General features: G+C 57.2%; 19 protein-coding genes. 10 read left to right on the top strand and 9 right to left on the bottom strand.

The window, feature by feature from the left end:
* Window positions 1-23: 23 nt before the first annotated feature.
* From KRR38_RS00690 to KRR38_RS00700, 3 genes are read right to left on the bottom strand one after another with little or no spacing between them, the layout of a single operon-like run.
* The gene (locus KRR38_RS00690) at window positions 24-1,265 is read right to left on the bottom strand and encodes a sulfotransferase (RefSeq protein ID WP_254514587.1); all 1,242 of its coding nucleotides are present in this window, start codon (window positions 1,263-1,265) and stop codon (window positions 24-26) included.
* Window positions 1,216-2,394, bottom strand: coding sequence for a hypothetical protein (locus KRR38_RS00695; protein ID WP_217397629.1), 1,179 nt, complete (start codon window positions 2,392-2,394; stop codon window positions 1,216-1,218). The genes KRR38_RS00690 and KRR38_RS00695 overlap by 50 nt, the downstream gene beginning before the upstream one ends.
* A 49-nt stretch (window positions 2,395-2,443) precedes the next feature.
* Window positions 2,444-2,956 carry a VOC family protein gene (locus KRR38_RS00700; protein WP_217397631.1) on the bottom strand — a complete coding sequence of 171 codons (513 nt, stop codon included), beginning with the start codon at window positions 2,954-2,956 and terminating at the stop codon, window positions 2,444-2,446.
* A gap of 534 nt (window positions 2,957-3,490) precedes the next feature.
* Between KRR38_RS00700 and KRR38_RS00705 the strand changes: the two genes are divergently transcribed.
* From KRR38_RS00705 to KRR38_RS00745, 9 genes are all read left to right on the top strand, one after another.
* Complete coding sequence (locus tag KRR38_RS00705; protein WP_217397633.1) at window positions 3,491-4,141, top strand: TetR/AcrR family transcriptional regulator; 651 nt, start codon at window positions 3,491-3,493, stop codon at window positions 4,139-4,141.
* Window positions 4,142-4,937: 796 nt separating this feature from the next.
* Window positions 4,938-6,086, top strand: coding sequence for a sulfotransferase (locus tag KRR38_RS00710; RefSeq protein WP_217397635.1), 1,149 nt, complete (start codon window positions 4,938-4,940; stop codon window positions 6,084-6,086).
* Complete coding sequence (locus KRR38_RS37255) at window positions 6,079-6,858, top strand: MFS transporter (RefSeq protein ID WP_217397637.1); 780 nt, start codon at window positions 6,079-6,081, stop codon at window positions 6,856-6,858. The genes KRR38_RS00710 and KRR38_RS37255 overlap by 8 nt, the downstream gene beginning before the upstream one ends.
* Window positions 6,809-7,456, top strand: coding sequence for an MFS transporter (locus KRR38_RS00720; RefSeq protein ID WP_217397639.1), 648 nt, complete (start codon window positions 6,809-6,811; stop codon window positions 7,454-7,456). Before KRR38_RS37255 ends, KRR38_RS00720 begins: the two co-directional genes overlap by 50 nt.
* Window positions 7,457-7,542: 86 nt before the next feature.
* Complete coding sequence (locus KRR38_RS00725) at window positions 7,543-8,430, top strand: helix-turn-helix domain-containing protein (RefSeq protein WP_217397641.1); 888 nt, start codon at window positions 7,543-7,545, stop codon at window positions 8,428-8,430.
* Window positions 8,431-8,742: 312 nt separating this feature from the next.
* On the top strand, window positions 8,743-11,382 hold the full coding sequence (locus tag KRR38_RS00730; RefSeq protein WP_217397643.1) for a TonB-dependent receptor: 2,640 nt from the start codon (window positions 8,743-8,745) through the stop codon (window positions 11,380-11,382).
* 502 nt (window positions 11,383-11,884) lie between these two features.
* Window positions 11,885-14,305 carry a TonB-dependent receptor gene (locus tag KRR38_RS00735; RefSeq protein ID WP_217397645.1) on the top strand — a complete coding sequence of 807 codons (2,421 nt, stop codon included), beginning with the start codon at window positions 11,885-11,887 and terminating at the stop codon, window positions 14,303-14,305.
* Between the two features lie 86 nt (window positions 14,306-14,391).
* Window positions 14,392-15,435: a hypothetical protein gene (locus KRR38_RS00740; RefSeq protein WP_217397647.1), complete on the top strand. Its 1,044-nt coding sequence runs from the start codon at window positions 14,392-14,394 to the stop codon at window positions 15,433-15,435.
* Between the two features lie 19 nt (window positions 15,436-15,454).
* Window positions 15,455-16,372 (top strand): TIGR03619 family F420-dependent LLM class oxidoreductase, encoded by a 918-nt coding sequence (locus KRR38_RS00745; protein WP_309140943.1) that lies wholly within the window; start codon window positions 15,455-15,457, stop codon window positions 16,370-16,372.
* Window positions 16,373-16,639: 267 nt separating this feature from the next.
* Here the strand turns inward: KRR38_RS00745 and KRR38_RS00750 are convergent, their stop codons facing one another.
* Both KRR38_RS00750 and KRR38_RS00755 read right to left on the bottom strand, forming a co-directional pair.
* Window positions 16,640-18,334: a GMC family oxidoreductase gene (locus KRR38_RS00750; protein WP_254514588.1), complete on the bottom strand. Its 1,695-nt coding sequence runs from the start codon at window positions 18,332-18,334 to the stop codon at window positions 16,640-16,642.
* A gap of 28 nt (window positions 18,335-18,362) precedes the next feature.
* A complete protein-coding gene (locus tag KRR38_RS00755) occupies window positions 18,363-18,572 on the bottom strand; it encodes a ferredoxin (RefSeq protein WP_309140944.1) in 210 nt (69 codons plus the stop codon).
* A 183-nt stretch (window positions 18,573-18,755) separates the two neighbouring features.
* On the opposite strand from KRR38_RS00755, the gene KRR38_RS00760 reads away from it, so the two are divergent.
* Window positions 18,756-18,947 (top strand): hypothetical protein, encoded by a 192-nt coding sequence (locus KRR38_RS00760; RefSeq protein WP_217397649.1) that lies wholly within the window; start codon window positions 18,756-18,758, stop codon window positions 18,945-18,947.
* Between the two features lie 456 nt (window positions 18,948-19,403).
* On the opposite strand, the gene KRR38_RS00765 is transcribed toward KRR38_RS00760, so the two are convergent.
* The 4 genes from KRR38_RS00765 to KRR38_RS00780 all read right to left on the bottom strand — a co-directional run bounded on the left by KRR38_RS00765 (window position 19,404) and on the right by KRR38_RS00780 (window position 26,105).
* Window positions 19,404-20,768: a cellulase family glycosylhydrolase gene (locus KRR38_RS00765; RefSeq protein ID WP_217397651.1), complete on the bottom strand. Its 1,365-nt coding sequence runs from the start codon at window positions 20,766-20,768 to the stop codon at window positions 19,404-19,406.
* 391 nt (window positions 20,769-21,159) lie between these two features.
* The gene (locus KRR38_RS00770; RefSeq protein WP_309140945.1) at window positions 21,160-21,960 is read right to left on the bottom strand and encodes an IclR family transcriptional regulator; all 801 of its coding nucleotides are present in this window, start codon (window positions 21,958-21,960) and stop codon (window positions 21,160-21,162) included.
* 111 nt (window positions 21,961-22,071) lie between these two features.
* On the bottom strand, window positions 22,072-24,504 hold the full coding sequence (locus KRR38_RS00775) for a TonB-dependent receptor (protein ID WP_217397653.1): 2,433 nt from the start codon (window positions 24,502-24,504) through the stop codon (window positions 22,072-22,074).
* Between the two features lie 362 nt (window positions 24,505-24,866).
* Window positions 24,867-26,105, bottom strand: a complete 1,239-nt coding sequence (locus KRR38_RS00780; protein ID WP_217397655.1) for a cytochrome P450 — start codon at window positions 26,103-26,105, stop codon at window positions 24,867-24,869.
* Between the last annotated feature and the right edge of the window lie 56 nt (window positions 26,106-26,161).

Here is a 26,161-nt window from a genome sequence, read left to right on the forward strand (position 1 = left end):
CCCGGCGAAATCCCAGTTACCCGTCACGCTGCCGATCTCAGAGCGAGATCATAGCGCTCGACGTAATCGCCAAACCGATCGCGTATGGCTCCTTCAGTCAGGCCGAAGTCGCGCACGTCGTAGCGATGGGCGCCGTGACTATTTTCAGGCGACGCCTCTATGCGCTTGGCCATCCTGGCCTCGACTTCGGGGGTGAATTCGAGCCCCACGAAAGCATAGATCTTTTGAACCGTGGCGATCGGATTTGAGTGGAAGTCGGAATGCATGACATCGAGTACTTGAGTGGGATGCCTGGCTCGCACGCCCTCCGCCTCGCGAACGCCCTTGGCCCATTTTGCGACCTCGCGTTCGCACATGTTCCGCGCACGTTGCGCGGTTCGCCCAAGTTCCATTACGGCATGACTGTGCATAAGCAGCGCACAAAGTGACGGAATGGCCTTCGCCGGATCGCGGTGCGTCTGGATTATGCAGGCGTCGGGAAACATTTCGAAGACCCGATCGAGATGCAGGATATGCGATGGGTTCTTCAGCAGCCATCGCCGTTCGGGGTCATTGCTACCGATCAGCTGAATGCACTTGCGCACGTAGCGGGCCGAGTTGCGCTCATCCTGTGCCTGCCACCACGCATCATAAGTCGCAGCCGACCATCCGCCGTTCCAAAAGTTCGATACAAAGCTCTGACGTTGTAAGAAGATGCACTCGTCCACCTCGTCGGCGACAATATTGTGGGCAGCGCGCTGCTGGGGGCCCCAGCGCGCAGCAAGCGACGCGACTTCGGCCTGGAACAACTGATGGGAGGGCCAGCTTTCTCGCGGCGGCCGCGGCATCGGCGCGGTCAGCAGCCATTTCTCCAGTCCCTGGAACCGCGGATCGACGGCCAGCAGTTTGTGCAGCGCCGTGGTCCCTGTCCGAGGCACGCCGGTGATGACGATTGGCTTTACGATCCTAACGTCCTTGAAGCGCGGATTTTGCGCCATCGACTGATGCGCCACGGCCCGGCTGCCAAGGGCCTCGATCAACGCCGCCCAAGCCATCGCGCGACCCTGCTCAGAGAAGCTTGGGTCGTAATCCATTGACTGCAAAAGCACGTCCAAGCCTTCGCGGTAGTCGTCGCTACCGAAATCGTCATAACCCACTTTCCCGGCGGCGGCAGCGTGTAGTTGATCGAGCGCATGCCTGAAGGCTCGCGGCGCTGTTGCTGGATCGGTCATGACCTCACCACCTCCGGCGGCGTTGTGCAGCGCGTACTCGCGCGCGTAGGGCATCGGCGCGCTCTTCTGGCGTCACAACCGGCGTGTCGGGAGGCAAATGCGCGCGCAATTCGCTCAGCGCCACGCGGTGGATGACGGGCATCGGGTTCGGATCGCAATCGTACCATCGCCCGTAAATGGTGCCCTCGTTGAACCCGCCAGGATCAAGCCAGTTTGGCACTCCCGGATCTTCAAACGAGACGACGGCACGCAGCTTTCCATCAGAGCTGATGACAGAATTGGCGGCATTGAGACTAGAAAAGCGATAGACAATCTCAATTGCGTTGAAATACGGATCATTGATTTGGATATTCCAATAATGCCGTTTTTTCGGCATTTCCGTCTCTAGTATGAGCGCCTCGTCGTCATTGAGTTCGAACACGGCGGGCCAGTAAATCTGCTTTGAAAGTCCGCCGCCAGGGTATTGCACGTGAACGAACTTGTTAACGCCGACCTGGGCCTTGACTTCGTTTTGATTCCTATAAAACGCGGTGTTGTAACGAACAGGAAGTTTCGTCATTTCCTGAATGCGCTCGATAATTTGATCGGGCGTGAGCCTTGGCTTATAAGGTACGGCGTCTAGGCATTCTATCGATAGCTGCGGATCGCGCTCGTTGATCCAATCCACCATACGATAGCGAAGGATCATAGTGTCTGCCTCGCGGGCGATCTGGTGCCAGGTGCCGGTATGTCCCACTGGCCTCTCGGCGCTGAAAATCATGTCGATCTCACCGCTAGGGCCGACTTCGATGTCGCGATCGTCGAAGTCCCGCGCGAATTCCGGGTTCGACGGGCCATCTGATAGGCCCACCCAGCCCTTTTGAACGTTGAAGGTCAGCAGCGCGCACGTGCCTCTATTGCCGCTGACGCGATAGGTCAGGTCTCCCCGAATGGGCGTGTAGAGATAGATGTCATCGGGATTGGGCTGATCGGTGTAGACTGGGTTCCACAGTGGCGCCCAGTCAGGATGCTCAGCATCGGCGTGGAATTGCGCAAAATAGGCATAGGACAGGTTCATCATGATCTGCCGATAGACGTCAGCGCGATAGCGCGGGTCATCGGGCTTCCAGGTATCCGAAAGCTGGTCCACGGCGGTCTCTAATTCGGCGAGATACTCGCCAATAGTTGGTGCAACTTTGGTCATTTAATTCATCCTTCGAAACATTTTAATCACATGGCATAGTGAGCCGAGCTCAAGACCCCGGGATGCTTTCGAAAAAGGCAATTCCTTCTGCATCAAGAAGAAAATACTCCAAGTAGTGACCCAGTTCCTCGGCGTAAACATAGCAGAACCTCATATATCCCGGTGTATCGCCGCGAAGTGGAACCGATCTCTCTTCTGCCGCAATTCGATCCTCCAACTCATTCCACGCCGTAAGTCCGTCGAGAATGTAGGCCACATGATGAAATTGGATGGAAAACTGATCGACCGGTAATCGATCAGTATAAAATGCGGTGCCGGGTCCGCTGGCCTCGATAAGCTCCAACATCGTGCCGCCAGACCAGGCAAGCTTCACCCGCATATTTCCGCCTGCGGGAAGATCTGCGTCTAGGTTTGCAAACTCCTTCACCCCGTAGCGATCGCAGAAGATCGCGCAGGCACGATCGAGATCGTTTGTCACATAGGCGATTTGAACATGCTCACCGCACAGCAAGCCATTGCGGGGACTGCCATTCGTTTTGGGACGATTTACGATTTTCGTCACGCTGATCCTCTCAAGCCACTGTTATGGCGGCGCCCCGCTTCAAGCGGCTTTCCCAATCCGCAATCGACGCGCCTCCGCTACGGCGACCGGCGGCCAAATCGATAGTGGCTACTATACCTTGATTCGCTGCGCGGTCAATCATGGCTAGGCGTTTTACCACGCTTCCGCCTGAGATCCGCTCGACGGAGCTAAAATTGGAGTGATGCTCTAATAGGAATAGGATACTGAAAATATGAGAAATGATATGAAAACATTCCGTCGAAGAGCATATTTGTTCGGCGGGAAGTGCCCCTCGCAATCCCAGCGCTCCCGTGCTCTCCCGGTGGACATAGAATGATGTTCCTACTATCAAATGGCTTACGGTGTGGGAATGGCCGCCAAGGGGCCATATAAGTTTCCGCCGCGGTTTGGATCATGGTAGGACGCTGGCGTCGGCTTAATCGCCAGGCCGAAGAGCCTCGCCATCGGTACCAATCAATTGTGTCGCGGTGTGATTGAGCTGCTGTCTTGATGCACGACGAAAGGAAAAAATCCGTGCGAGACGAGATGAGGAAAAGAAAGTATCGCTCCACTGAGGAAATTGTTACCCGAATACGGGAGGCAGCCTTAGTAGAATTCAAGGCAAATGGTTTCGAACGGTCGACGACATCGAGTATAGCCAAGCGAGCGGGCGTTACCGAGCCTCAGATATTTCGGCATTTCGGATCCAAGGCGAAGTTATTTCGCAGTGCAATCTTTGAAACACTGAGCGAACAGCTTGATGAGATTTCGAAAGAGTTTCATTGGGAGGAGACGGGTCTGATGGATGCCCGTCGAAAGACTGGCTCTTTGCGACATACGGAGAGGTTGCAGGCGTTCTTGCTAGACAATTCCGATCTGATAAAATCCTTATTCATCGCGAATGCCTACGGCGCATTTGATGCGCCGCAGGTCGGTGTCGATGACAGTTTGGCAAATTACTTTCAGCTTGGAACCTCGATAATGGAGCGGCAGTCTCCCGCCTCCGACGGTGTCCCACCGCGGATCATGGTTCGCGTTTCATTTGGCGCGATTCTAGGCTGTGTGTTGTTCCGGGACTGGCTTTTCCCGCCAGGTGTGGCGAGCGAAGAGGAAATTATGCACGGTATCTCGCAGTTTGTATTTGCCGGTCTTGACGCGAGTCATCCGGAGCGGAGCTCCACATAGCTGCAGGGGTTCGATATTTTCGGTTTTCCGCTGTCGACTACTAGAATTTAGCCGAGAGGTCTTGGGGGTAATGCGGTTGCGGTCAGATGCTGGACCTCATTCCCCTGTCGGCGGCGGAGAGCGCGGGAGGGGGGCTGGCCCTTCAGCTAGAGACCAGTGAGGGAGTACCTCTGCCTCAGGCCACACCTCAAGTTCACCGAGACGCGGCATTGGTTGTCGTGGGGTGCGGGCAGCTTGCCCGCCGGTATGTCGTAGTAGCTGGGTGTCCCGACAAGGTCAGGCTCTGCGTTGTGCCTGCCGGGCTTTTGCGCCAATGACAAGCCGAGCTTCGCCGCCTCGCCTCAGGTTGCCGGTTGTCCAATTAGCCCTCACTTGAGGGCGAAACAACTTGCCCGACAAAGCCCCGCGCCCGGCGATGGCGCTGACACTGCCAGGTTCAACGTGAGTCGAGCAATGGCGATCATTCTGACCGATATCAGGTAGCGCCGGTGACAAACGTTTCTGGGCGACGACGGAAGGAACCGATCTTGGATTGGGAGAGCAAAGCACTACGTAAGCACTGCTACAGCCTCGTCCATCCGATGAGCGACGCTGGCAGCCCCGATGACTATGAAGCGCGCCCCGTCCATCGAGTTCCGGCCTTGCGCTCCCGATGTCATGCAAAATCAAGAAAACACGTCACCTCGTCGAAATTGAGCCTCAATGATCGCGGCCCGACTTGTGGGTCTTTCCTCGCTCTCGGCGACCCGGCACTCATTGCAGCCCAAACGCGACTTCAGCCGGATAACGCCATCACATGATCGACATCTCCAAACTAATTCGAACCGCTACTGAGGACACGGGCTTGTCGAATTTCGGCGAGGACACGTGGCAGGAAGGGCTGGAGGTCCTGGCAAAATCCGTCAAGGAGGAAGCCGATCTCAACGCTGCAGGGCAGGCTTCATTTGAAAGGACGGTCGTCTCGCTTCTAAGCCGGAGACTTGAAGTCGAAGATTGGCACGTGCGTTATCCCGAAATCGATGAGGAAAGCCTCGAGGCGCCGCTGATCGTGCTTGGACTCCCCCGCACCGGCTCAACTGCCCTGCATAACCTACTCGCGCAAGACCCCAAGGTCCGGGTGCTGCGCAACTGGGAATCAACGTTCCCTTGCCCGCCGCCGGAAACGGCAACTCAGTTCAGCGATCCACGCATCGCGCTTGTCGAGCGTCAGTTAGCGCTCGGCGATAAGGCCATGCCGCGGATGAAGCAAATGCTACCGATGACGGCAACGTCACCGATCGAAGACCAGTTCATCATGGGCCACGATTTCAAGTCCCAGGTCTTCATGCCGATGTTTCACGTCCCTTCCTACGTGAAATGGTTCGATGATGAAGCCGACCTGGTTCCAACGTTTCGCTACGTAAAACGCGTTTTAAAGCTACTGCAATGGAGGTGTCCGCCAAAGAAATGGCGACTGAAAAATCCAAGCTACTCGCAGTGCATAGACGCGCTGGATCAGGTCTTTCCTGGCGCGCAATATTGCATGACGCATCGTCCAGTAGAGGAGGTAATTCCATCGATGGCGGATCTCTATCTTGAGATCGCCAGCGTGAACACCGACTCTGTTGACCCCCTTTGGCTCGGTGAGGTTGCTGCAAATAATTGCGAAAATGGTATGCGCCGGATGCTTTCATTTCGAGAGGCGGGCAATGAGCATCGCTTCTTCGATATTCATTTCAAAGCCTTGCAGACCGAACCCATTCAGGTGATCGAAAATCTCTATGTCTTCCTCGGAGAAAAGTTCACAGCCGATGCTGGAGCAGCGATGCTATCTTGGCGTGAGGAGACGCCCCGTGACAAACATGGTCGTCATGAGTACAGTGCCGCGGATTTCGGATTGGACCGGGATACTTTACGCGAGAGATTCAGATTCTACTCAGAAAAATTGGGTTCGTCCATTGTTTGACATCAATCCACGCGGTGGATCAATAAAGGGTAGCATCGGTATCGTATCTCAGTTGGGTCACAAGGTCGATCTTACAGCACCTTTTGAAGGGTTTGGCGGTCTTCTCCCCGATGCGCGGCTGAATTCGATTGCCAGCCATCATCAACGATTGGACCCCTTCGTCGGGGGGGCGATCGCAATGAAGACCTCTCGACGAGAATGGGCGGCAGACTGGCCATTGCCGTTCCTCGCCATGCTGGGCGTCATGGGTTCTACGATTTTTCCTTACGTCAGCGGGCTGCTTATGGAGCCGCTGACCCATTCCTTTGGCTGGACACGCTCGCAATTTTCATTCGCTTTCTTGCTTCAGGTACTCGTTGGACTGGTTGCGGGGCCATTTTTTGGTCGACTGATTGACCGCTATGGCCCCCGCCGCATTATCTTGGCCGGGATACCCGTGGCGGCCTTCGGATTGTCGCTGCTCGGCTTGGTTGGGCAACACATATGGCAATGGTGGACCCTCGTCGTCTTTCAGGGCCTGACGATGGCGCCGGTGCTGCCTGTGGGATGGATGGCGGTGGTGGTTGCACGTTTTGAGATCAATCGCGGGTTGGCGCTGGCTGTCGCGCTCGCAGGCGTTGGCCTCGGTGCCGCGGTCTGGCCGGTACTGGGTACTCTCGTTATGGGTACTCTCGGCTGGCGAGCAACGTTTCCAGCACTCGGAGGCAGCTGGGGGGCTCATAGTGTTCGCTCTTGCGTACCTCCTCCTAAAGGACGAGCCGAGAGGCCATGACACGAAAAGCAAGGAGCGTCCCGACGGGTCGCTCAGCGCTGCGTTGAGATCACCGACATTCCTTCTACTGACGGCGGCGGGGAGCGTTTTCATCACCGTTATCTACGGCTTCAACCTGCATCTTGTTGCGATACTCAAGGGGCTAGGATTTTCACTGACCGCAGCGGCGACTGTGGCTGGGTTCGCTGGGGTTTCAGCCGTTGTGGGCCGACTCCTGACGGGCCTTCTGCTCGACCGATTGCCGACCAGACCAATGGCAGTGGGTATTTTCATGCTCCCACTTCTCGCGATTGCGCTGTTCTGGAGCGCCAATGAAGCGAATTGGGTACCGATGGCTGCCGTCATCCTCCTGGGTTTGTCCCTGGGCGCTGAAACGGACATCATTGCCTTCGTCGCATCGCGTCAGTTGGAGGCTCGAGTGTTCGCGTCCTCATATGCCGTTGCGGCCGCTGTGTTCGGCGCCTGCTCAGCGGTGGGGCCACTTCTGGCAAGCCTGGCATTTGACTCAACGCACTCATATAAAGCGTTTTTTTCTTGCAGCTTGCCCAGCGATTTTGTTCGGCACGGCCTTGATCGCCATGCTTCCGATGAGACCTAAAACAGGCTGAGTGCGGTTGGTTGCCTTGGGAATGACTTCCTGCTATTGCATTTTCATAAGTCGGGATGGGATGCAGGAAACAGTCGATGGCGCAGGTCGAGCATCTGGAAGCTGGAACCGATGGGTCGGTTAGCGCTCTGGAAACGCATGAGACCAAGTACGAATTTGCTTTTTCGCAAGGCGAAGTCAGCGTTGTTGAGCACTCTTGGAAATGCCCGACCTCGGACCTTTGGCATTCAGAAGACTATTTTCTGAATGCCGCCCTTTCCGGGAGGACAGGGCCAGCCTTCGCGAGCTACCTGGACGGGAACAGGGGAATATCAGAAAAAATTGGCCGCATCATGGTCGTTCCACCAGGCAACACTGTGCGCAGCGGTGGCTGCGAGGGTAACCAGCGGACCATGCTGTGCGTTCTGAGGCCCGCAGCCGTGAATGAATTGCTCGAACATGCCCCCTCATGGAGCAAGGCCTCGCTGCTGGAAGGGCTTCACCTCAATAGTCCTGAGGTCGAATGGTTTTTAATGAAAATCCATGATGAACTGGCTCGTCCGGGATTCGCCCAGGGTGTCATGATCGACTGTCTCGCGAGCAGCCTGGCTGTAGCCATTGTTCGTGCCTTCCACCTTCAGGACGATGGCGATCGGCGCAATATCGGTGGGCTCGCGCCATGGCGAATGCGTCTTGTTCGAGAACGCATTCATTCGGATGGACCTCTGCCGCAGTTATCCGAGCTCGCAGAACTGTGCGGCATGTCGGTGCGGCAATTGACCCGCGCGTTTCGGGCCGATGCGAATATGACTGTCGCTAAGTACGTCGAAAACGCCATGGTTGAACGCGCCCGAAAGTTGCTCGCGACGTCACAATCCGTCAGCGAGGTTGCAAGCCTCCTGGGCTTCTCTGGCTCGAGCAGCTTCGCGTACGCATTCCGGCGCGCGACCGGAATGCTTCCAAGTGACCTGCGTCATTACGCTTAGCGCTTTATCCCTGTGGGCTGGTTGCACCGGTTGAGCCGGTACGAGAGAGTCCAAGGACGATGAGCGGCGCCACCAGACGCTCATCGTCGATTTTGGAATGGCGCGCATGCCAATTTTCTACTTAAGGCGCCGGCTCGGGAGCGAGACGACCATTCATTCAACTGAAGCTCGCCCTGCGGTATTGAATTTGGCCTCCCGTTCGACGGATTCAGCCAAGACCTCAAGACCTTCCTGCCAAGTGCCCGCGCCGAAGTTGGAAAGTCCAGTATTGTCAGTTGCAGATCGAATGAATTTAAAGATGTCGATTATGAGATGGCGCCATCCGCCTGGAATCGTGCCTTCAGCGCACTGAGTGCCGGCAAGCCGATGGCGAGGAAAAACCCTGAAATCTGGCGACGATCATTAAGGCTCAAATTCGAGGAAGTGTCGCATTTTCTTGATTTCGCACTGCGTCGGAATTTGCAATGGCTTGGTGCGGCCGAGAACACTCGGCAGTATCAATTCACGTCGGGGGGTTGGAGCATGGTTAGGTCGGTTAAGGTTGCATTGTTGGCTGGAGCGGCCTTGCAGGTTGTAAATCCGGCAACGGCGTTCGCGCAATCTGGCCCAGATGCCGCCGAAAGAGAGATTCTGGTCACAGCCCGTCGCGAGGCAGAGAATCTGCAGGATGTACCGGTGTCGGTGCAGGTCGTGTCCGGCGATGAAATCCAGAAGCTTTCGATCGCGACCGTAAATGAAATCGCCAAGCTCAGCCCTGGCCTAACACTGGCTGGAAATGCTTCCAACGAAACCGTCATAGTTCGCGGAGTTCGCTGGACACCGGGTGCGGGCACGCCGGCAACTCCGATTTACCTTAACGAAATCTCTTTCGATCCCGCCAACGTGTTGCAGACTCTATTCGACGTTGGTCAGGTTGAAATCCTGCGTGGCCCGCAGGGAACGTCGCGCGGCGCGGCCTCCATCTCGGGCGCGATCACGTTTACTACGCGTCGCCCCGATCTGGACGAATTCGGTGGTTACGCACAAGGTTCTTACGGATCGGGCGACCGCGTGAATCTGCAGGGGGCCATCAACATTCCGGTGGTCAAGGATGTCCTTGCGCTTCGCCTTGCGGCCAATTACGAGCGCAACGAATTTGACCGGGTGCGCAGCCTCAACAGCAATGTGGATCCGCGATTGAAGGGCACAACGCTAAGGCTGTCGGCTTTGTTCAAGCCGACCGACGCGCTCTCCGTCGATGTTATGTTCCAACGTAGCCGACAGACGGCACGTTATTTCAACCAGGTGGTTGGCACAGGCAGTCCGGGTTTCGCCGCGCTTGGCATTCGAGCGAATTACAATGGCCCGGCGCTCACGGTCGAGGACCGAAAGTCGGTTCAGGATGGCCCTGCCTACTATCCCAAGGACACGGACCTGCTAACCGTCAACGCAAGCTGGGACATCTTTGGTCAGCGGTTGAGCTACAACTTCGGCCGCCAGTTTGCCTATAATGCGGACCGCTACTGGAGCGAGACTGACGCTGCGAACGTCCTGCCGGGATTTTCGCCGCAACAGTCGGTTCGCAACTTGGGAATGCCCAAATTCAACATTCACGAAATTAGACTATCTTCGATCCGGAAACCCGATCGTTTCTTTGATTACGATATCGGCTACTACCGGAAGAGCTCTGGCGGGACGATCCAGATTCGCGGCCAAGCCTTTCTACCGGGAGCGTTCGGAGCGCCTTTCGTATCTGCTCCTGGTGCGGTCACGAACCCAGTTTCTCGCTACACCATCGACACTGTAACGGACTTTGGGCTCGCCCAGACGTATGAGTCCATCTACGGCAATGTTCAGCTGCATATTGACGATAAGACCGAACTGAGCGCTGGCATTCGCCAGATCTGGGACAAAGTGCCCATAAGGCTGCAAACTTCGCTTTCCACCTCTTTCGTCACGTTCCCCCGTTTTCTGCCTGCGGCATCTGGCGGATGTCCTTCTCCATTGCTGCCTAACAGCCCAGTCTACGGCGCCGGCTATTGCGACGCACAGGCCACGACTGCAGGCCCTCTGCCGGCCGATGCTCACAACGACAAGCATACAGCGACAATCTACAACGTTTCGCTGTCACGAAAGTTCTCGGATAATGTAATGGTATATGCGACCGTAGGCAGCTCGTTCCGGACAGGCCTGCCTTCCATCGGCGGACAGGGGCTACCCGCCAATCTCGTCACTGCCCTGCCAGAGAAAGCGACGTCCTATGAGCTTGGTGTCAAGACAACACCGACCAGGGCTGTTCGGTTCAATGCCGCAATCTTCCAGATAGACTACAAGAACCAGCTGACCCAGTTCCAAGGCGTTGAATACCTCGACCGATTCACCGGTCAGAGTTCCCGAACCAGCTTGTCCTTCTACACCAATGTTGACTCCCGTATCAGGGGCATCGAAGCAGAACTGGTTTTCAGTCCAGTTGAAAATCTCAACCTTTCAGCGAATATTGCTTATTCTAAGACGGAAGCCCTTGGTAGTCTGGTGCCCTGCAACGCAGCGACCCCGCTAACAACAGTCAATCCGATCAATTACTGCCCGTTAGCTAAAGGAGCGAAGATAAACTCGTCAGCTCCGTTCCAGGCAGTGTTCAACGGAGATTACACGCATTCGCTGGGTGCGGTAGACGGTTATTTCCGTTTCAACATTAATTATCAGGGGAGTAACCCTAACTTCAGCACGTCCACTGTGGCGGCGAAGGCATATACTCTGGTCGATCTGTTCGCGGGCGTGAATGGCAACGATGGAGCCTGGGATGTGGGCTTTTATGCTAAGAACGTTTTCAACAAGCGTGTCTTGCTGACCAGCCTGCCGATTTCAAACCCCTATCCACTCTTCGCTGCGCCTCTCGGCTACGAAACGGTGTCGTCAAATCTTCCGCGTGAATTGGGAGTGACCGTTCGTTGGAGTTTCGGCTCCCGCTGACGTCGAGCGGCGACTATCCTCCCTACGCGATCCAACTGGCTGATTAATCCTACCGCGCAGGTCAGCGTTGAAATCGACATCAGTTCGATCGAGGCGGATGGTTCCGGACGGGCCGAGTCCTTGGCCGGTCTGGGCGGGCCAAGGGAGACGTCAGGTTGCATCCTTGCCGCCGCACGTCGCTTTTGCCGAGCATCGGGCGTCCGTGCCTGAGCGGGGCGCGTCAGCAAATACGGACGCCAATCACGAAAACTAGCCACAACCGTCTGTGGTCCGCATCTCCCCCTATGGCGTCTTCAATCGGATGCAGCCAGTCCGTGCACACCGCATGTGCGCGCATCTTTTGCGTCACGGCAACTTGCCCGCAGGCACGATCATAAAACAGGGAGACGTTTGAGTGGGAACTGGGGAACGAGGATCGATCAATTCATGTGATTGCCTAAAGTCAGTTGCCTCGCTGCGGAGGACTAATACGGTTTTGGTTGGCGGCGTATCGGCGACGGCCTTGTTCCTTTCCATGCTGGGCTCGGCGATCGCGGCAGAGCCGGCGAGCGAGGCGACCTCCACGGGCGTCGAAGAAATCATCGTCACCGCGCAGAAGCGCGAGGAGCGACTGCAGGACGTGCCGATCGCGGTCACAGCGATCGGGCAGAACACGCTCCAGGTGAACCGTGTCGCCAGCGTGACGGATCTCAATGGCCTCGCCCCAGGCCTCGCTGTGCGGGCCAATGCAGGTGGACTCAGTGCGCCCGCATACACACTGCGCGGAGCGTTCGCCACCGCAGCAGTGGCAGCACAGGACCGCCAAATCTCAAGTTATATCGACGGAGTCTACGTCGGCGGCACCCGCGGCGCCGTTTTCGATCTGCCGGACCTGGAGCGGATCGAGGTTCTGCGGGGCCCGCAGGGCACTCTATTCGGGCGTAATGCCACGGCAGGCGCGGTCAACGTTGTCACGCGGGACCCTAGCGGCAACCTGCACTTCCGTCAGGAAGTGACCGTCGGAAACCTATCGCAACTGCGCACCCGCACGACTATCGAATCGCCTCAAATGGGGATCCTCAGCGCCTACGTCACCTTCGTGCATGACGAGCGCCGGGGTGACGTACGCAACTTGGGCGCGGGAACGGTGTTCGACCGAACCAGCCCTGTTCAGAACATCGTTGGGCGCACCACCTCGCCAAAATGGCTTGGAGGCAAAAACGCCAACAATGTGTTTGCCGCAGTCAAGCTGACGCCGAGCGACAGCTTCGCACTGACCTATAAATTCGACTACTCGCACAACCACTTCACTCCTGAAGCGCGTGCGACTCTCGTCATAAATCCGACCGATTTCGTCGGCGGTGTACTGAACGCGGTCGTTGCTGCCCAGCCGGCCGGTGGCGGCGCGTTCGGTCCCGTTCCGCTGTTTCCCGATTTCAAACGACCTAGCGCTGTCAACAACGCCTGGACCATGCCTGGCTTTGTAAAGTCCTCGGGTCACAACGTAACGATGACGTGGCAAGCGACGGACAGTTTGTCGTTCAAAAATGTCACCGCCTACCGCCAGGCCGAGGCCATGGGTATTTCTTCGATCATGGGGCTGGACGGGCTCGAATATACGCCGGCAGCAAAGGCGTTCTTCACGGCACCCCGAGCGTTTCTCGGCGGCGCTTCCTACGCTCAGGCTCTCGGCGCGAATGGGGGGCTGCCAGCCGGAAGCTATTTTGCCGGCTACGAAGGCCAGAGCTACGGTAAATATTGGCAGGTGAGCGACGAACTGCAGGCCAATTACCAGTCCGAATTGCTAACGCTTACGCTGGGCGCTATCTGGTTCCATTCGCACGAGCTGTCGAGCGGCGTACCCGGATTCGCCCCCAACGTGGCCTTCACGCCGACGCCTTCGCTGCTCGCGCCGGGCAATGTGCAGCAGACCGTGCAAAATACCACGTCGATCGCGGCCTACAGCCAGGCCGAAGTCCACGTGAACAAGAAGCTTGACATCGTGCTCGGCGCCCGCCTCACCAGCGACAGGAAATACAACTATTTCACGTTTGGGGGGGCGTACAACGCTACCCAAAATATGATTTCCGGCGCCACTTTGACGCAGAACACATACAAAAAGACCAAGCCCAGCTTCAACGTTGGGGTAAACTATAAGGTAACTGACGACGTCCTTGCTTACGCCAAGTTCTCTACTGCCTTTCTATCTGGTGGTAGCTCTGGACCACTCAATTTCGAGCCCGAAACCGTCGCATCTTGGGAGGCGGGTCTGAAGTCGCAATGGCTTGATCATCGCCTCCTTTTCAATGCCGCGCTTTTCCTTGCAAATTACAAGCATTCGCAGTCCGCACAAAGCGGCACCAATGTGATCCTCAACGGTCAGAGACTTTCCCAGTACGGTGTGGTCGTAGTCGATAATGGGTCCATCAGAGCGAAAGGGGTGGAGCTCGAACTGTCGGCATCGCCGGTGATAGGCCTGAACCTCGGAGCTTCGTTCAGCTATACCGACACGACTTGGTTGAGTCCCAGCCCGCTGCTCACATCCAATGGGGCACATCCGGCCAAGCCCAATGGCCTCCCAGACTTCATGGGCGGCGTGAACGCCCAGTACGTCACCCCTGCGTTGTTCAGCGAGGCGACCCTTCTCTTCCGCATCGACGGCATTTATCAGGGTAAGTATCGCAATTCGGCTCTCAGCGACTTTGCGATCACCAACCCTGTTTTAGCGCCTTACACCTCCACGCCTGCGCGGTGGATCTGGAACGGTCGAGTGGCTCTGCGTGATGTGCCCATCGGCCCGCTCAAGGGTGAAATCGGGATTTGGGGACGTAATCTTTCCAACAATCGAGACCCGATTTACACGCTCATATTCGGCACGATCCAGGCCAACGCCAGCTACCAACAGGCGCGGACATTTGGCGCTGATTTCATGGTCAAATTTTAGACTTAGGCCGGCTGCGTTGCTTCAATCACGGGTACCGGATCGCAACCGTCAGTTCTTTTGATCTGAATATGAAAAGAGGAAATTCAATGACTATTGATCTCACCGGCGGTCTTCCCAGGGAATGGGACCATGTGTTTTCCGAAGTTCCGGAAACACCGGAGATGCGCGAGGCGGTCAATATTTGGGTTTGGGACGATAGCGGTGAAATTGGTTTTCCGCGGTTTGCCGTCGAAGCGGTTGCACCGGAATGGGATGAACATGAGTTATATCTAAGCGTGGCGTTTCCGAATGGACGATTGCTTCGGAACTGGAGCAAAGGACCTTCTCATCCCGTGATCGGGCCCTCTGGTGAGCCCTCCGTTTTTGGCGCCGGTCCGCTTGAATTCCAGTGCATCGAACCTTTCGCCAAATTTCGGACCGTGTTCGATGGTGACGCCGCCGACGCGACCTTCAGTGAAATGGTTCGGCCCGGCTTCCAGGCGGACAAGCGCGCGCCGATTAAGTTCGAGATCGACTACGAACCGATTGTTCCTCCCTTCATCCAGGGCACCTTGTCCGAGGAGGCGAAGGCCATGATGGCATCGGGCACAGAAGCGGATTTCATGGGCGGCGACCGTCTTGAACAGCTTTGCAGGGCTCGCGGCCGCGTGACTGTAGACGGGGTTGAACGAGAGTTCACCGGCGGTGCACTGCGTATCCGGCGCAGAGGAGTACGCAAGATATCCGGCTTTTGGGGCCATTGCTGGCAATCCGCGGTTTTCCCCAGTGGTAAGGCATTCGGCTATATCGCCTATCCGCCGCGAAAGGACGGCTCACCATCATACAATGAGGGTTTTGTCTTCCTTGGTGATGGCGAACTCCTTCCCGCTCGTGTCGTTAAAGCGCCCTGGCTCACGCATTTTCAGTATTCGGGCGAAGATGTGAGTGCGGTAATCGAGACGCCTCAAGGCGAAATAATAATCACGGCCGAGTCTACAATGGGCATGCCGTCAATCTCGCGGGGCGACGGTTCGTCTCCCGCCTATCCGCATCTCTTCCAATCAATCGCTCGCTACCGGTGGGATGGAGAGGAGACCTTCGGAATGATGGAGCGCTCCAGCCTTCCAGAGCGTGTCACTCTCCCGGCTTGATGTTTGAATAGGATTCCTCGTGACTTTCATCGCTAATGTTGGCCTTCCATTCGATCAACTCGACGCCGAAGGTGAGTTCGTTTCCATGGCTGCTATCCGTGAGATATCACGGGTGGCGGAGGAAGCCGGGTTTTGCGGGGGTTCGGTTACCGATCATCCGGCCCCTTCGAACAATTGGCTCGAGAATGGCGGTCATCATGCGCAGGATCCCTTTGCGCTGCTCGGTATGGTGGCTGCGGCGACGGACAAATTGAGACTTCAGACTGGGATTTTGGTTCTTCCTTACCGGAACCCCTTTATCACCGCGCGCGCCGTTGCCACCCTCGATGTATTCTCGGGCGGGCGGGTGACGCTAGGCGTTGGTGCGGGCTACATGAAGAAGGAATATGCTGCGCTTGGCGTCGACTTTGAGACGCGAAACGATCTGATGGACGAGTTCATCCTGGCAATGAAGGCTGCCTGGACCGGCGATGAATTCAGCTTTGTCGGTAGCGACTACAGCGCTAACGGCATCCGTATAAATCCCCCGCCAGCGCAGCGGCCGCACCCACCCTTGTTGATCGGCGGCAATGCCAAGCGCGCCATTCGCCGCGCAGTGGATCTCGGCGACGCTTGGTATCCCTTCCTGTCGCCGGAGATGGTCACCAATACGGCTCGTACGGTAAATCTCAGCGACGAGGCGGATTTGCGTCGCAGTCTCGACTATTTCCATGACTATGCTGCTAAGTCTGACCGACCGACGCCCCCCATCGTCGTATGCTCGGGCCTGTTCAGCGTCCAGCCGGGCTGGAGCGCCCAAGAGGCGCTCGATAGGATTGGGAAGTATCGCGAGCTTGGATTTTCTGGAGGTGATGTAGGTATCGTTGCGGCAAAGCGATCTGAATGGTGTGATCAAGCTAGAAAATTTGGCGAAGAGGTTTTGGCGAAGCTGGGCTAGATAACGGCACCGAGACCTCAGTATGTCAATCTGCGGGCACCATCGCCGTCGTGTGCCACAGACGTTGCTGGACATCAGGACAGGATCTCTCAGATCGCGAACAATAGGTTTTTCGCTTATACCGGCGGAGCTAGGCGTATCAAATCGCGGACGCGTCCGTGCGGATAGCCGACAAGTCCGGATCGAGAGCTGTCTCGAAATAGTATCGCGGACACCTAAATACAAATCGAGTCGGGCAATCCGCGGGAATAAGTCCGCGCATCTGGCTCATGCCTTTTCCAGAACACTGGCGCTCCCGGTGAACGCACTTTCGCTCAGAATAAATTCTGCGGCCCGCAAGCCGATCATCATCGCCGGGCCGTTGGTATTCCCCGAAACAAGCGTAGGCATAATAGAGGTGTCGGCAACGCGCAGTCCGGAAACGCCGCGCACGCGTAGCTGCGGGTCCACCACGGCGAGCTCGTCCGAACCCATGCGTGCCGTTCCTGCCGAATGAAAACACGATCCGCCCAGGCTCATCGCGTTAGCGAGAATATCGTCATCGCTTTCGAGAGAACGGGAAGGCAAGCATTCCTCTACCACCCAAGCCTTGAGTGCGGGCTGCTGCCCGAGGCGCCGGTTCCAGCGAAACGCCGCGACAAAGCGCTGACGATCGATCTCTGCGGACAGGTGATTGGCGTTGATATAGGGCGAGGTGCCGTCAGCCTTGGTGAGCCGAACTTCTCCCTGGCTTTCCGGACGGGTAAAGTACGTGACAAACGTAATGCCGGGAAAAGGGTCGAGCGCGATGTCTCCCTCTTTGCCGGAGCTGCTGGCAGAAACCGTCATCAGGCCAAACTGCAAGTCGGCATGGGGAAGGGCAGGGTCGGACTTGGCGAAGCCGCCGACCTCGTGCGCGGAGTGAGTCATCGGCCCTTTGCGCCCGGCCAAATATCGGAACATCGAAAGGCCCGCTCGCCAGCCGCCCAGGTCACGGTTCTGGCTGCGGCCACGCACCTGCAAACGCAAGTCGGCATGGCGATGCTCGCGCAAATTGCGGCCTACCTCGGGCGCATCGACGACAACCGGAATATCGAGGGACTGCAGAAGCGAAGCCGGGCCGATGCCCGATCTCTGCAGCAGCAGCGGGGTCTCGATCGCGCCCGCAGAGACGATGACTTCGCGCATCGCGGCTACGCTGCGTTCGCCCGACTTGCTTCTGATCCGGATACCGTGGGCGCGCTGGCCATCGAATTCGACACGCAGCACATCGGTTTCCGTGGCAACGTGAAGATTAGGCCGACCCCGTGCGCCTTCCAGGAAAGCCCGCGCCGAACTGTAGCGCTGACCCTGCCACCGTGTGGAGGGCTGATAGCCTATGCCACCTTCGCGCACCGCCTCGGTGCCATTGACATCCGCCACGCGGCTGATTCCCATTTCCTGCGCGGCATCGAGGATGGCGTCGCACAGCGGATCGCCAGCCGGATGCGTGGTGATACGTTGGGGGCCGCCTGCGCCGCGATCGGGGCCAGGCCCGAGATCATGGTCTTCCAGAGCCACGAATACTGGTGCGACATCGCGCCAGTTCCACCCATGGCAGCCCATCGCTGCCCAGCTATCATAGTCTAGCGGCGCTCCGCGCATGTAGATCATGCCGTTGACTGAACTCGAGCCACCCAGGGTGCGCCCACGGTACCAGCGTTCGGTAGGTCGATTGTCGCCGGTCTCGACCTGATAGTCCCAGATGTATTTGCTGCCGGGATTAAGCAGGAGGCCGAGCCCGCGCGGCATGTGAACGAAGAGGCTTTTGTCGGGCGGACCGCTCTCAACCAGCAGCACTGTGCGCGCCGGATCCGCCGAGAGCCTCTCTGCAAGCGGGCATCCGGCCGAACCGGCGCCCACGATGATGTAGTCGTACTGATCTCTCATGACAGTGTTTTCTGCGGCAGGAATCGTGCAAGTGCCGCGCTCGAAGGCGACCAACCGCCGAGCCGCTCACACTCAGGCTGCATCAAATTTCTTCTTCGACGATTTTGATAATGCGTTCCGGGCACGCTCTGGCGCCTCTTCGCGCGAGTAACTCGTCCTCCGATCTCACAGTGAAGCCTTCGATCGCGACGTAGCCTTCGTCGTCGAGCGGAAACAGGGTGCCAGCGACAGCATGGCAGCGGGCATTGCCGACGCATTGCGCCTTCTCGATCCGGACTTTCAGCTTCCCCACCACGACTCTCCAGAATTGGCCAGATTTTCGCCGCCCTGAAGACTGCGCGAAGCGATATGCTCACGCCCTAATAGCACATAACGGAATGCTCGTACAAGGATTGCACTTCGTGGCACGCATTATCCGCGTTGCAGCCGAAATACCAGTATATACCGACTCAAAATGGGCGTGGCAGTTGACACAATGAACATCGACAGCGGCGAAAACGTCCCGAGCTATCCCTTTCACCAGCAATGGCTCGCGACGGGAGGCTGGGGAATCGAGGGTTTAGTCAATCTCGGGTCGGTACCACCCAAGGGCGCGATACTGATTGTGGGCGTGCCACCCATAGAATCAGCAACAGGGATGCCACTCCGCGCCATTGCAATGTTCTAATCTGGCGCCGCTAGAATCGGGTAATTTGTCGACGAGCAAGTCTTGGCAAAGAGTCCAGCTTTCATCGATCAGGCATCCTCGTCCACGGGTCAGGTGTGTACTCATCATAAGAGGCCACGCCATAGTGGCGGTGTCTGGCGTTTGCGCCTATATCGGATCCGATACCAATATGGCGGCAGACGTTCCAAGATCCCCCACAAAATCCGCCGCACGATCATTGCCCCTTGGTATCGCAGCATTATCGGGTCGGTGGCATACGGGCACCGGCGAAATCCGCAGCGAAAGCCCATTGAATGGCGTAGGGGAAACATATGGCCTCAAAGAATTTGCGATACCCGACATCGAGCATTCAGACGGCCGAAATTGTTCATGGAGCCTGGAGCTATTGACTGGAAGCCGGCTCGGTCGAACCGGCTTCCAGATACCGCTTCCTGCAGATGAGGCGCTTAGCCGCAATCATCGGCAGCTTACATCGGCTGAGGGGCCAGTCGCTACGGCGGGGCGCTCCGTGAATGACCCACTGCTGGGGCGAATTGTGACCCCAACCTCGCGCGCGCCGCGGGCTTGCTGAATAACCAGCCAGGCAGAGGTTGGCGAGGAGACCACCTTGCCTCCAGTAACCTCGGCGGTGTATCCTTGTGGATAATGCCGCGCGGGCACGAATATCTCGGTGTCTGCTCCCGCGCATGGCCTGCGTTTACCGACCGGCTTCGTCGAGTAGCCAAAGCGCACAACCTTGGTGCTACGGTCGAAAGACCAGGATTTTGGGGTGCCCGCAACGAGCTGGGGGTAGGGCACAACCATCGAATCGAAACGAGCGGACTTCACGTTGGCGTCGGAGGCAGGGAGAGACGGATCAATCAGCAACGACGTGTTTTCAGCACCCGGGTCCGGCATCCCCTTGTAGGTATAAAAGAACCAGGGGATGAAGCGGCTGCCAAGGAGATCGGTGAGAATCGCATACTGCTCTTCATTTTTTGCAAGCCGATAACCAGTCACCACCAGCGCAACGTCGGCGCGACGCGCGTAGTTGCTTGCCGTACTCATAGTTTGACCGAGCTTCTCGACAAAGTCGTTGTTAGAAACGCCACCCAGATCAGAAGGCCCGAAATGGAAACTGAGCCCGAGATTCGGGTCGTTCGAAAAATGAGGCGGGACGTGGATTCCGGCCTTCGCCGTATTTTCTAGCGTCCAATAATTCGATATCTGGAAATAGATAGAAGGGTTTGGGGCGGAATGGCGTACCCCATCGGCGACCGTTTTGTAAAATGGCGGCAGGCCATCGCGTTCGAACGTTGCCGGCTCACTAAAGAACCTTCTCTCGCCCTTCCGGACATACCGCAAACCGGGTGCCGGCTCGTGGAATAGATCCAGCGCGAAGACATTATTCTTGTCTTTTAGCCGCCCCGCAAGTCGCTGCCAGGTGCGAGTGAAATGGGTCAGTACTCCAACACCGTCGGGCGCAGGCGCATTATCGTAAAAGTTGTCCCAGGCCTCGTATTCACCGTCCAGTCCGAGATAACGATCCTGGATATTCTTGAGGCAGATTCTCTGCTCATCAGGTTTGGTACAATATTGCCGGTTCACCGAGGCCCAAAGTGGCGCGCCGAACCCACCAAATTTTGAGGAGAAGGAATTGTTCGCTGAGCCGATTAACGTGCGAATGCCGTATTTGGCCATTTGGTCATTCAAAGCGACGACCTGGTCAAAGTGGCCATCTTCAAAATGGCCGGGGCTTGGTTCCGCCGCTTCCCAAATCCAGTTGATCCGAAACGCGTTGAAACCTTCGCGCGTCACATAGTCGAGGTCGCTGTCGCTCACCTCATCCAAGAAAGGCGGTTTCTTCTTGTACAGAGTCAGTCCGTGCAATTGTACGACGCGGCCAACCGAGTCTACGAGCCATGGGCCCACATGCGTAAGCGGACGCATGGAGGCGGGATCGGCCCCAGCAGACCGTGTCTGGACGGTTTGTCCGTGCAGCGGTTGCACCGTTGTCGACGCAAGGGCGGCGATACCCATCAATCTAAGTGCTCTAATGGCGCCGAATTTCGGCTTGCCAAATGGGGAACGTTTCATAGTACCTTCTTCTCAGTAAAACAGCTAAAACGAAAAAAAGAGTAATTTGTATGGCGATAGTAAAAGAAAGCCACTTTTCCAGGGCATCTCAAAGAATATATTGTCTCGATTGCAAGGGATGTATCTGGAGTAAACCTTAGAATCCAAGCTGACTTGCGATTTCACGACTCATTTGATTCGCAGTATGAACGAGTGTCGGTCCCATCTCATCAATCCGCGATTGGCTGAGTCTACCGACGCTGTCCGAGATAGAGAGCGCTGCTTTAGGCAAGCCATGACGATCGAACACGATGGCCGCGACGCAGCGCAAGCCATCGGCATGCTCCTCGTCATCGATTGCGTAGCCCCGATTTCGGATAGTCCCGAGCTCGTCGCGCAGAGCAGCGGGGGCGACGATGCTGCGTGCAGTGCTTTTCTCGAAGAAGCGGCGGTCAAGGAACCGCTCGAGTTCGTCATCCTGCCAGTGAGCCATAAGCACCTTGCCGGAGGCTGTCGTATGCATGGGCAGGCGGGCACCCGTACGAATAAATGGACGGCTACCGCCCTCGGCCGTCTCCTGTGCAACGTAGTACATTCCGCCTAGTCCAGGCAGCACAAAATTGATGGGGTGATCAACTTCACTCATGAGCGAGCGCATGATGGGTCGTCCGAGTTGACCGAGATCGCGGCTCTGCGCGAAGGCCGCACCGACCGTGTAGGCCTGCAGTCCGATTGCCCATTCGTGTCTGTTTCTGTGGAACTCGACGTAGCGCATCGCCTCCATCGTCGTCAGCAGGCGATGGACCGTGGAGCGCGGCAGTTTCACCCGCCGGGTGAGTTCACTGAGACTGAGGCCTTGGGTCATTGCCAACTCATCGAGGAGCGCGAACGCACGAACGAGGGACTGGACTCGCCCCAGAACTTGATCGCCCTCGTCGTTCGCGACCCCGCTGTGCACAGCTCGCTCCCTAAACTCGCCGCTTCATCAATGAATCCATTTGAACATTGAATCCGCCCGGTGGCATGGAACTGGGAGGCGTCCGTACCACCGGGCAGACCCGACCTCGGCCTATCTGGAGCCGAAGGCGTAGCGAAGGGTGACACCGATTTCGCGCGGAGAAGACACGCTTGCGGAGTAATAACCTGGAGGAGCCGACGCGTAGTTGGGGTAGAGATTGCTCAAGATCGTCGCGCGGTTCAGCTCAACCTGTCTGTCGAAGATGTTCTTTGCATAAAGGCCGAGATCCCAGGCGCCGTCCCCGCCGGATACGCCGGCAAAAAGGTCGAGGATCGCATAAGCGGGCGTCTTTACAGCATTTCCGTAATTGGGGTTATTGCCCTGATAATTGAGATTGAAACGAACGTAACCCTCTACGGAAGATGCCAGGGGCAATTGATAGCTCCCGTTCAAGGCGGCTTGGAAAGGCGCAGTCTGACTCAGCACCTGCCCCTTGACCGACGGACAGAGATTGATGCGGTTGGTGGCCGTGATCGGACGGGTGGCATCATTGCAAGGAACAGTGCCGCCCTGCGACTTGATCTGCGAATAACTGACGTTCGCGCTCAACGACAGGTTATCGATCGGCTCTGCCGCCATTTCCAGTTCGAAGCCACGGAGCCTGGAATCTACATTGCGGTAGAACGCTAGGCTGGTTTGAGAGACGGCGTTCCTCACGGAATTGTAGTAGTTAATACCCTGAAATGTCGTTAGCTGATTGTCGTAGTCTATCTGGAAAACTGCGGCATTGAGCCGTACGCTCCGCCCCCAACTGGTTTTTACACCGAGTTCGTAGGACTTCGCTCTTTCCGGTGCAGGGACCAGAAAGCCTGCGGGGAGGCCGCTGTTAGCGATTGCTGGTAGTCCGGAACGGTAGGAGCTGCCAGTCGTAACATATGCGAGTACCTCATCCGAGAATTTGTGCGACAAAGAGAAGTTATAGATGGTCGCGTGGTAGAGGTCATTGTGTGTTTCGACGAGATTACCCGATCCCGCAGGAACATTGGCATCGCAGAAACCAGGATAGACGCTGTTGACAAGGCCGGCCGCGCTGCAGGGCGCACCGCGAAGGTTGGCGAGCGCAGTCGCAACAGTCGAGGCGGCGCTTGTCGTCACGTTGAGATCTACCGGAACTCTATCGCGGATGCGGCGGAGGCCGCCGCTGAGCTCGGTGTTGTTGCCCAAATGAAACTGAAGGTTGCCGTAGAAGGAATCGTATACCTGCCCAAGCGCGATGCTGGTGTTAGGTGTCAGGATATATCGCGGGTTTGGTGTCGTCACCGCCCCGGGCGGAGTGCCTGGCGCCCCAAATGCGCCCGACAGAAAGACCGGCGAACTGACCAGAATCGTGCCGCTGGAATGCTTCTGGAAAAAGCCGATATCATAGTCGAAGAAGCGACCTTCTTCGCGAATGGAGGAAAGGCGGACCTCTTGTGTGTGAAAATGCGGTCGTCCTGCCCTTCCTTGGGTTTGAAATGGCGTATACCCCGGCAAGTAATTGCCGGGATCCTGTGCGCTGAACATAGTCGGGCCTTGGTCGAACTGGCGGCCGTAGTTATAGTTAAACTGCTGACCAAGTATGTCCCAGCTGGCGTGGGTAGTTAGCAGGTCGGTGTTATTGAGGAGCCCTGACGGACTCTCCTGAACAGACTTTCGGTCAGCCACGGTCAGTGCGGGCCCGTTGAAGTTGGCCGGAATACCTGCCGCCGCGGCGCCCGGGCTACCGGTGCCGACGACTTGGGCATAAGTCCGCGTCAACTGGCGGCGGCGTTGGTACATAGCTTCGAAGGTGAGAGTGTCGGTCGGTTTGAATAGTGCTGAGATGCGATAGGTCCGACTTCTCAGCTTGGGCTTCACCGAACTATAAATGCTATGTACGCGGTCAGCTTCGCTGTCTTCAATATTGGCAGCAGCGCGGATCGCGAGCACGTCCCTTATGACTGGTACGTTGATCGCTCCTTGCACATCCCAATGATTGGCCGTGCCGTACATGCCCTGAACGTAACCGCCGATGTCTTCCAGGTCGGGTCGGCGGGTCGTAATCGTCACAGCGCCCGAGATCGAGGGGGCGCCGCGCGTGGTGCCCTGAGGCCCGCGCAGTACTTCGATCTGGCCAATGTCGAAGACCGACTGAACGACCTGCTGCGGATCGAAGGGAATTTCGTTCAAATAGATTGGGGTTGCGGGCGTGCCCGAACCGGGTTTCCAGGCTACTCCGCGCAGCACGACCAGTGTACTGGGGCCGTTGTTGACCAAGTTCAGGCCTGGCGCGACTTTGCTGAGCTCGCTGGCATCGGTAATCGACAGCTTCTGGATCGTATCGCCGGTGACCACCTTCACGGAAACCGGCACGTCCTGGATATTCTCACTCTCGCGGCGGGCGGTGACGATGATGTCGCCCCCGCCGTTATCGACGCCCTCTGCGTCAGCGGCCTGCGCAAACGCTTGAGATGTTGCGGTTAGCGCCGTGGTGGCAGCGAATAAGAATAGAAGCTTTCTGGCCATCTCAATCCCCCCTCGGATGTTTGGCGAACGCCCCGCCTCATGCGCAGAGAGCAAAGTTCGCCAGCACGCTACCCGTGTTCGGATATTGCAATGCTTGCATCGCATTTGCAGGATTCTGAGGCTGCGTCAAGCTGACCATACAACCGGTCAGTGAAATAATTTTTGTCAGGATCTGGCGGCGCGCGCTCGTGCCGCAAGCCGAGGCGTTAGGGGCCGCTGGGACTGAGCGGACGAATAGTGGGAGCGTCGCGCGGAGAAGAAGCTCCGCGCTTGCCGTCCTGAAAAGGGGACAGAAGAGAGGCATGCCGGCCAATACGACGATGGCTTCCGGTTAGGAGCCATCCGCTGGCTTCGGCCGCTCCTTAGTCCCAGCGGATCGGGAGAGAGTCGATGGCGATGATGTTGCCAGCGTGAAATTTAGCGGGCTGGTTGGGATCCAGACGAAATTCGGGCAAGCGCGCTAGCATCTGCTCGTAGATTACTTGCAGTTCGATTCGCGCAAGGTGGGAGCCCAGGCAGCGATGTGGTCCAACCCCGAATGCAATGTGGACATTATTTTCCCGACCGAGGTCGAAGGTATGGGGATCGGCAAATTCTCGGGGATCGAGGTCTCCACCTGGAAGGAAGAGCTGGACCCGTTCACCCACCTTCATCTGCCACCCAGCGAACTCGGTATCCTTGGCCACTCGGCGCGTCGGGACGGTAAATGTGTATCGACGCAGCAACTCCTCTGCCGCGTCCACAATCAGTTTGGGATTGGCGCGCAAGGCCTTTTGAAAATCAGTGTGGAGTGCGAGATGACGGACGCCGAAGCCCATGCCGTTGATCACCGTATCCAGGCCAGCGATAAACAGGAGAACGCCGAAATCCTCCATCAATTCGGCGGTCATCGGCCGGCCTTCGATCTCGGACGCCCAGAGCAGACTCAATAGATCGTCTCTCGGCTGAGTACGGCGGGCTTCTATGTCGTCCTTCATCGCGTCTGCGACCTTGCGCATGCGTAGGATGGGGTCGATTGGCGAGGTCGGGGGAGCAAGAAATTCGTGGACCAGCGCACGAAATTCGGCGAGCCGCTCAAGGGGAAGCCCGAGCATCTTCAGAAACACCTGAACCGGCAAGGGTTCGGCGATATCGGGAATGAAATCGCAAGACCCTCTGTCGATCACTTGATCGATAAGCTCATTGGCCAGCTCGCGGATTTCCTCCTTCCGAGCCATCATTGCGCGCGGCGAGAATGCGGCCTGCAAAGGGGCGCGAAATTTAGTATGGCTCGGGGGGTCAAGATTGATCGGCGTCGGAAGCGGAATGTGGGTGACGTCGGCGGGCAACAAGGGGCGGATCATCGCGATCATTTCAGCCGGAATAAGCTCGCTCGAGAACGTCTCGGTATTGCGCGAAGCCTCATAGTTCTCGGCGTAGCCCACGATCATCCAATGTCCACCGTTTCGCGGCGTCCAGAATACCGGGGGAGCGTCCCGCAGAATTTCGCGAACGCGTTCGTGCGGGTCCAACAGGAGGCCGGCATCCAGGAACATATCAAAATCGAATACCGCGGCGTCCGGGACATGGTTGGGGCGATCCGCCATCTGGTTTTCCAACATCAATCAATATCTCCAATTTGGGGTGCCGCGTCGCGGCACGATTGCGCCGGGCGAGA

The organism is Novosphingobium sp. G106, assembly GCF_019075875.1.
In the GTDB taxonomy this organism is placed as follows: Bacteria; Pseudomonadota; Alphaproteobacteria; order Sphingomonadales; family Sphingomonadaceae; genus Novosphingobium.

What these genes read in the sequence shown, in the direction of transcription:
- KRR38_RS00730 (WP_217397643.1), top strand. Translation starts at nt 8,743, where the DNA reads ATGGCGCCATCCGCCTGGAATCGTGCCTTCAGCGCACTGAGTGCCGGC.
- KRR38_RS00695 (WP_217397629.1), bottom strand. Translation starts at nt 2,394, where the DNA reads ATGACCAAAGTTGCACCAACTATTGGCGAGTATCTCGCCGAATTAGAG.
- KRR38_RS00760 (WP_217397649.1), top strand. Translation starts at nt 18,756, where the DNA reads ATGAACATCGACAGCGGCGAAAACGTCCCGAGCTATCCCTTTCACCAG.
- KRR38_RS00740 (WP_217397647.1), top strand. Translation starts at nt 14,392, where the DNA reads ATGACTATTGATCTCACCGGCGGTCTTCCCAGGGAATGGGACCATGTG.
- KRR38_RS00710 (WP_217397635.1), top strand. Translation starts at nt 4,938, where the DNA reads ATGATCGACATCTCCAAACTAATTCGAACCGCTACTGAGGACACGGGC.
- KRR38_RS00725 (WP_217397641.1), top strand. Translation starts at nt 7,543, where the DNA reads ATGGCGCAGGTCGAGCATCTGGAAGCTGGAACCGATGGGTCGGTTAGC.
- KRR38_RS00690 (WP_254514587.1), bottom strand. Translation starts at nt 1,265, where the DNA reads ATGCCCTACGCGCGCGAGTACGCGCTGCACAACGCCGCCGGAGGTGGT.
- KRR38_RS00775 (WP_217397653.1), bottom strand. Translation starts at nt 24,504, where the DNA reads ATGGCCAGAAAGCTTCTATTCTTATTCGCTGCCACCACGGCGCTAACC.
- KRR38_RS00780 (WP_217397655.1), bottom strand. Translation starts at nt 26,105, where the DNA reads ATGTTGGAAAACCAGATGGCGGATCGCCCCAACCATGTCCCGGACGCC.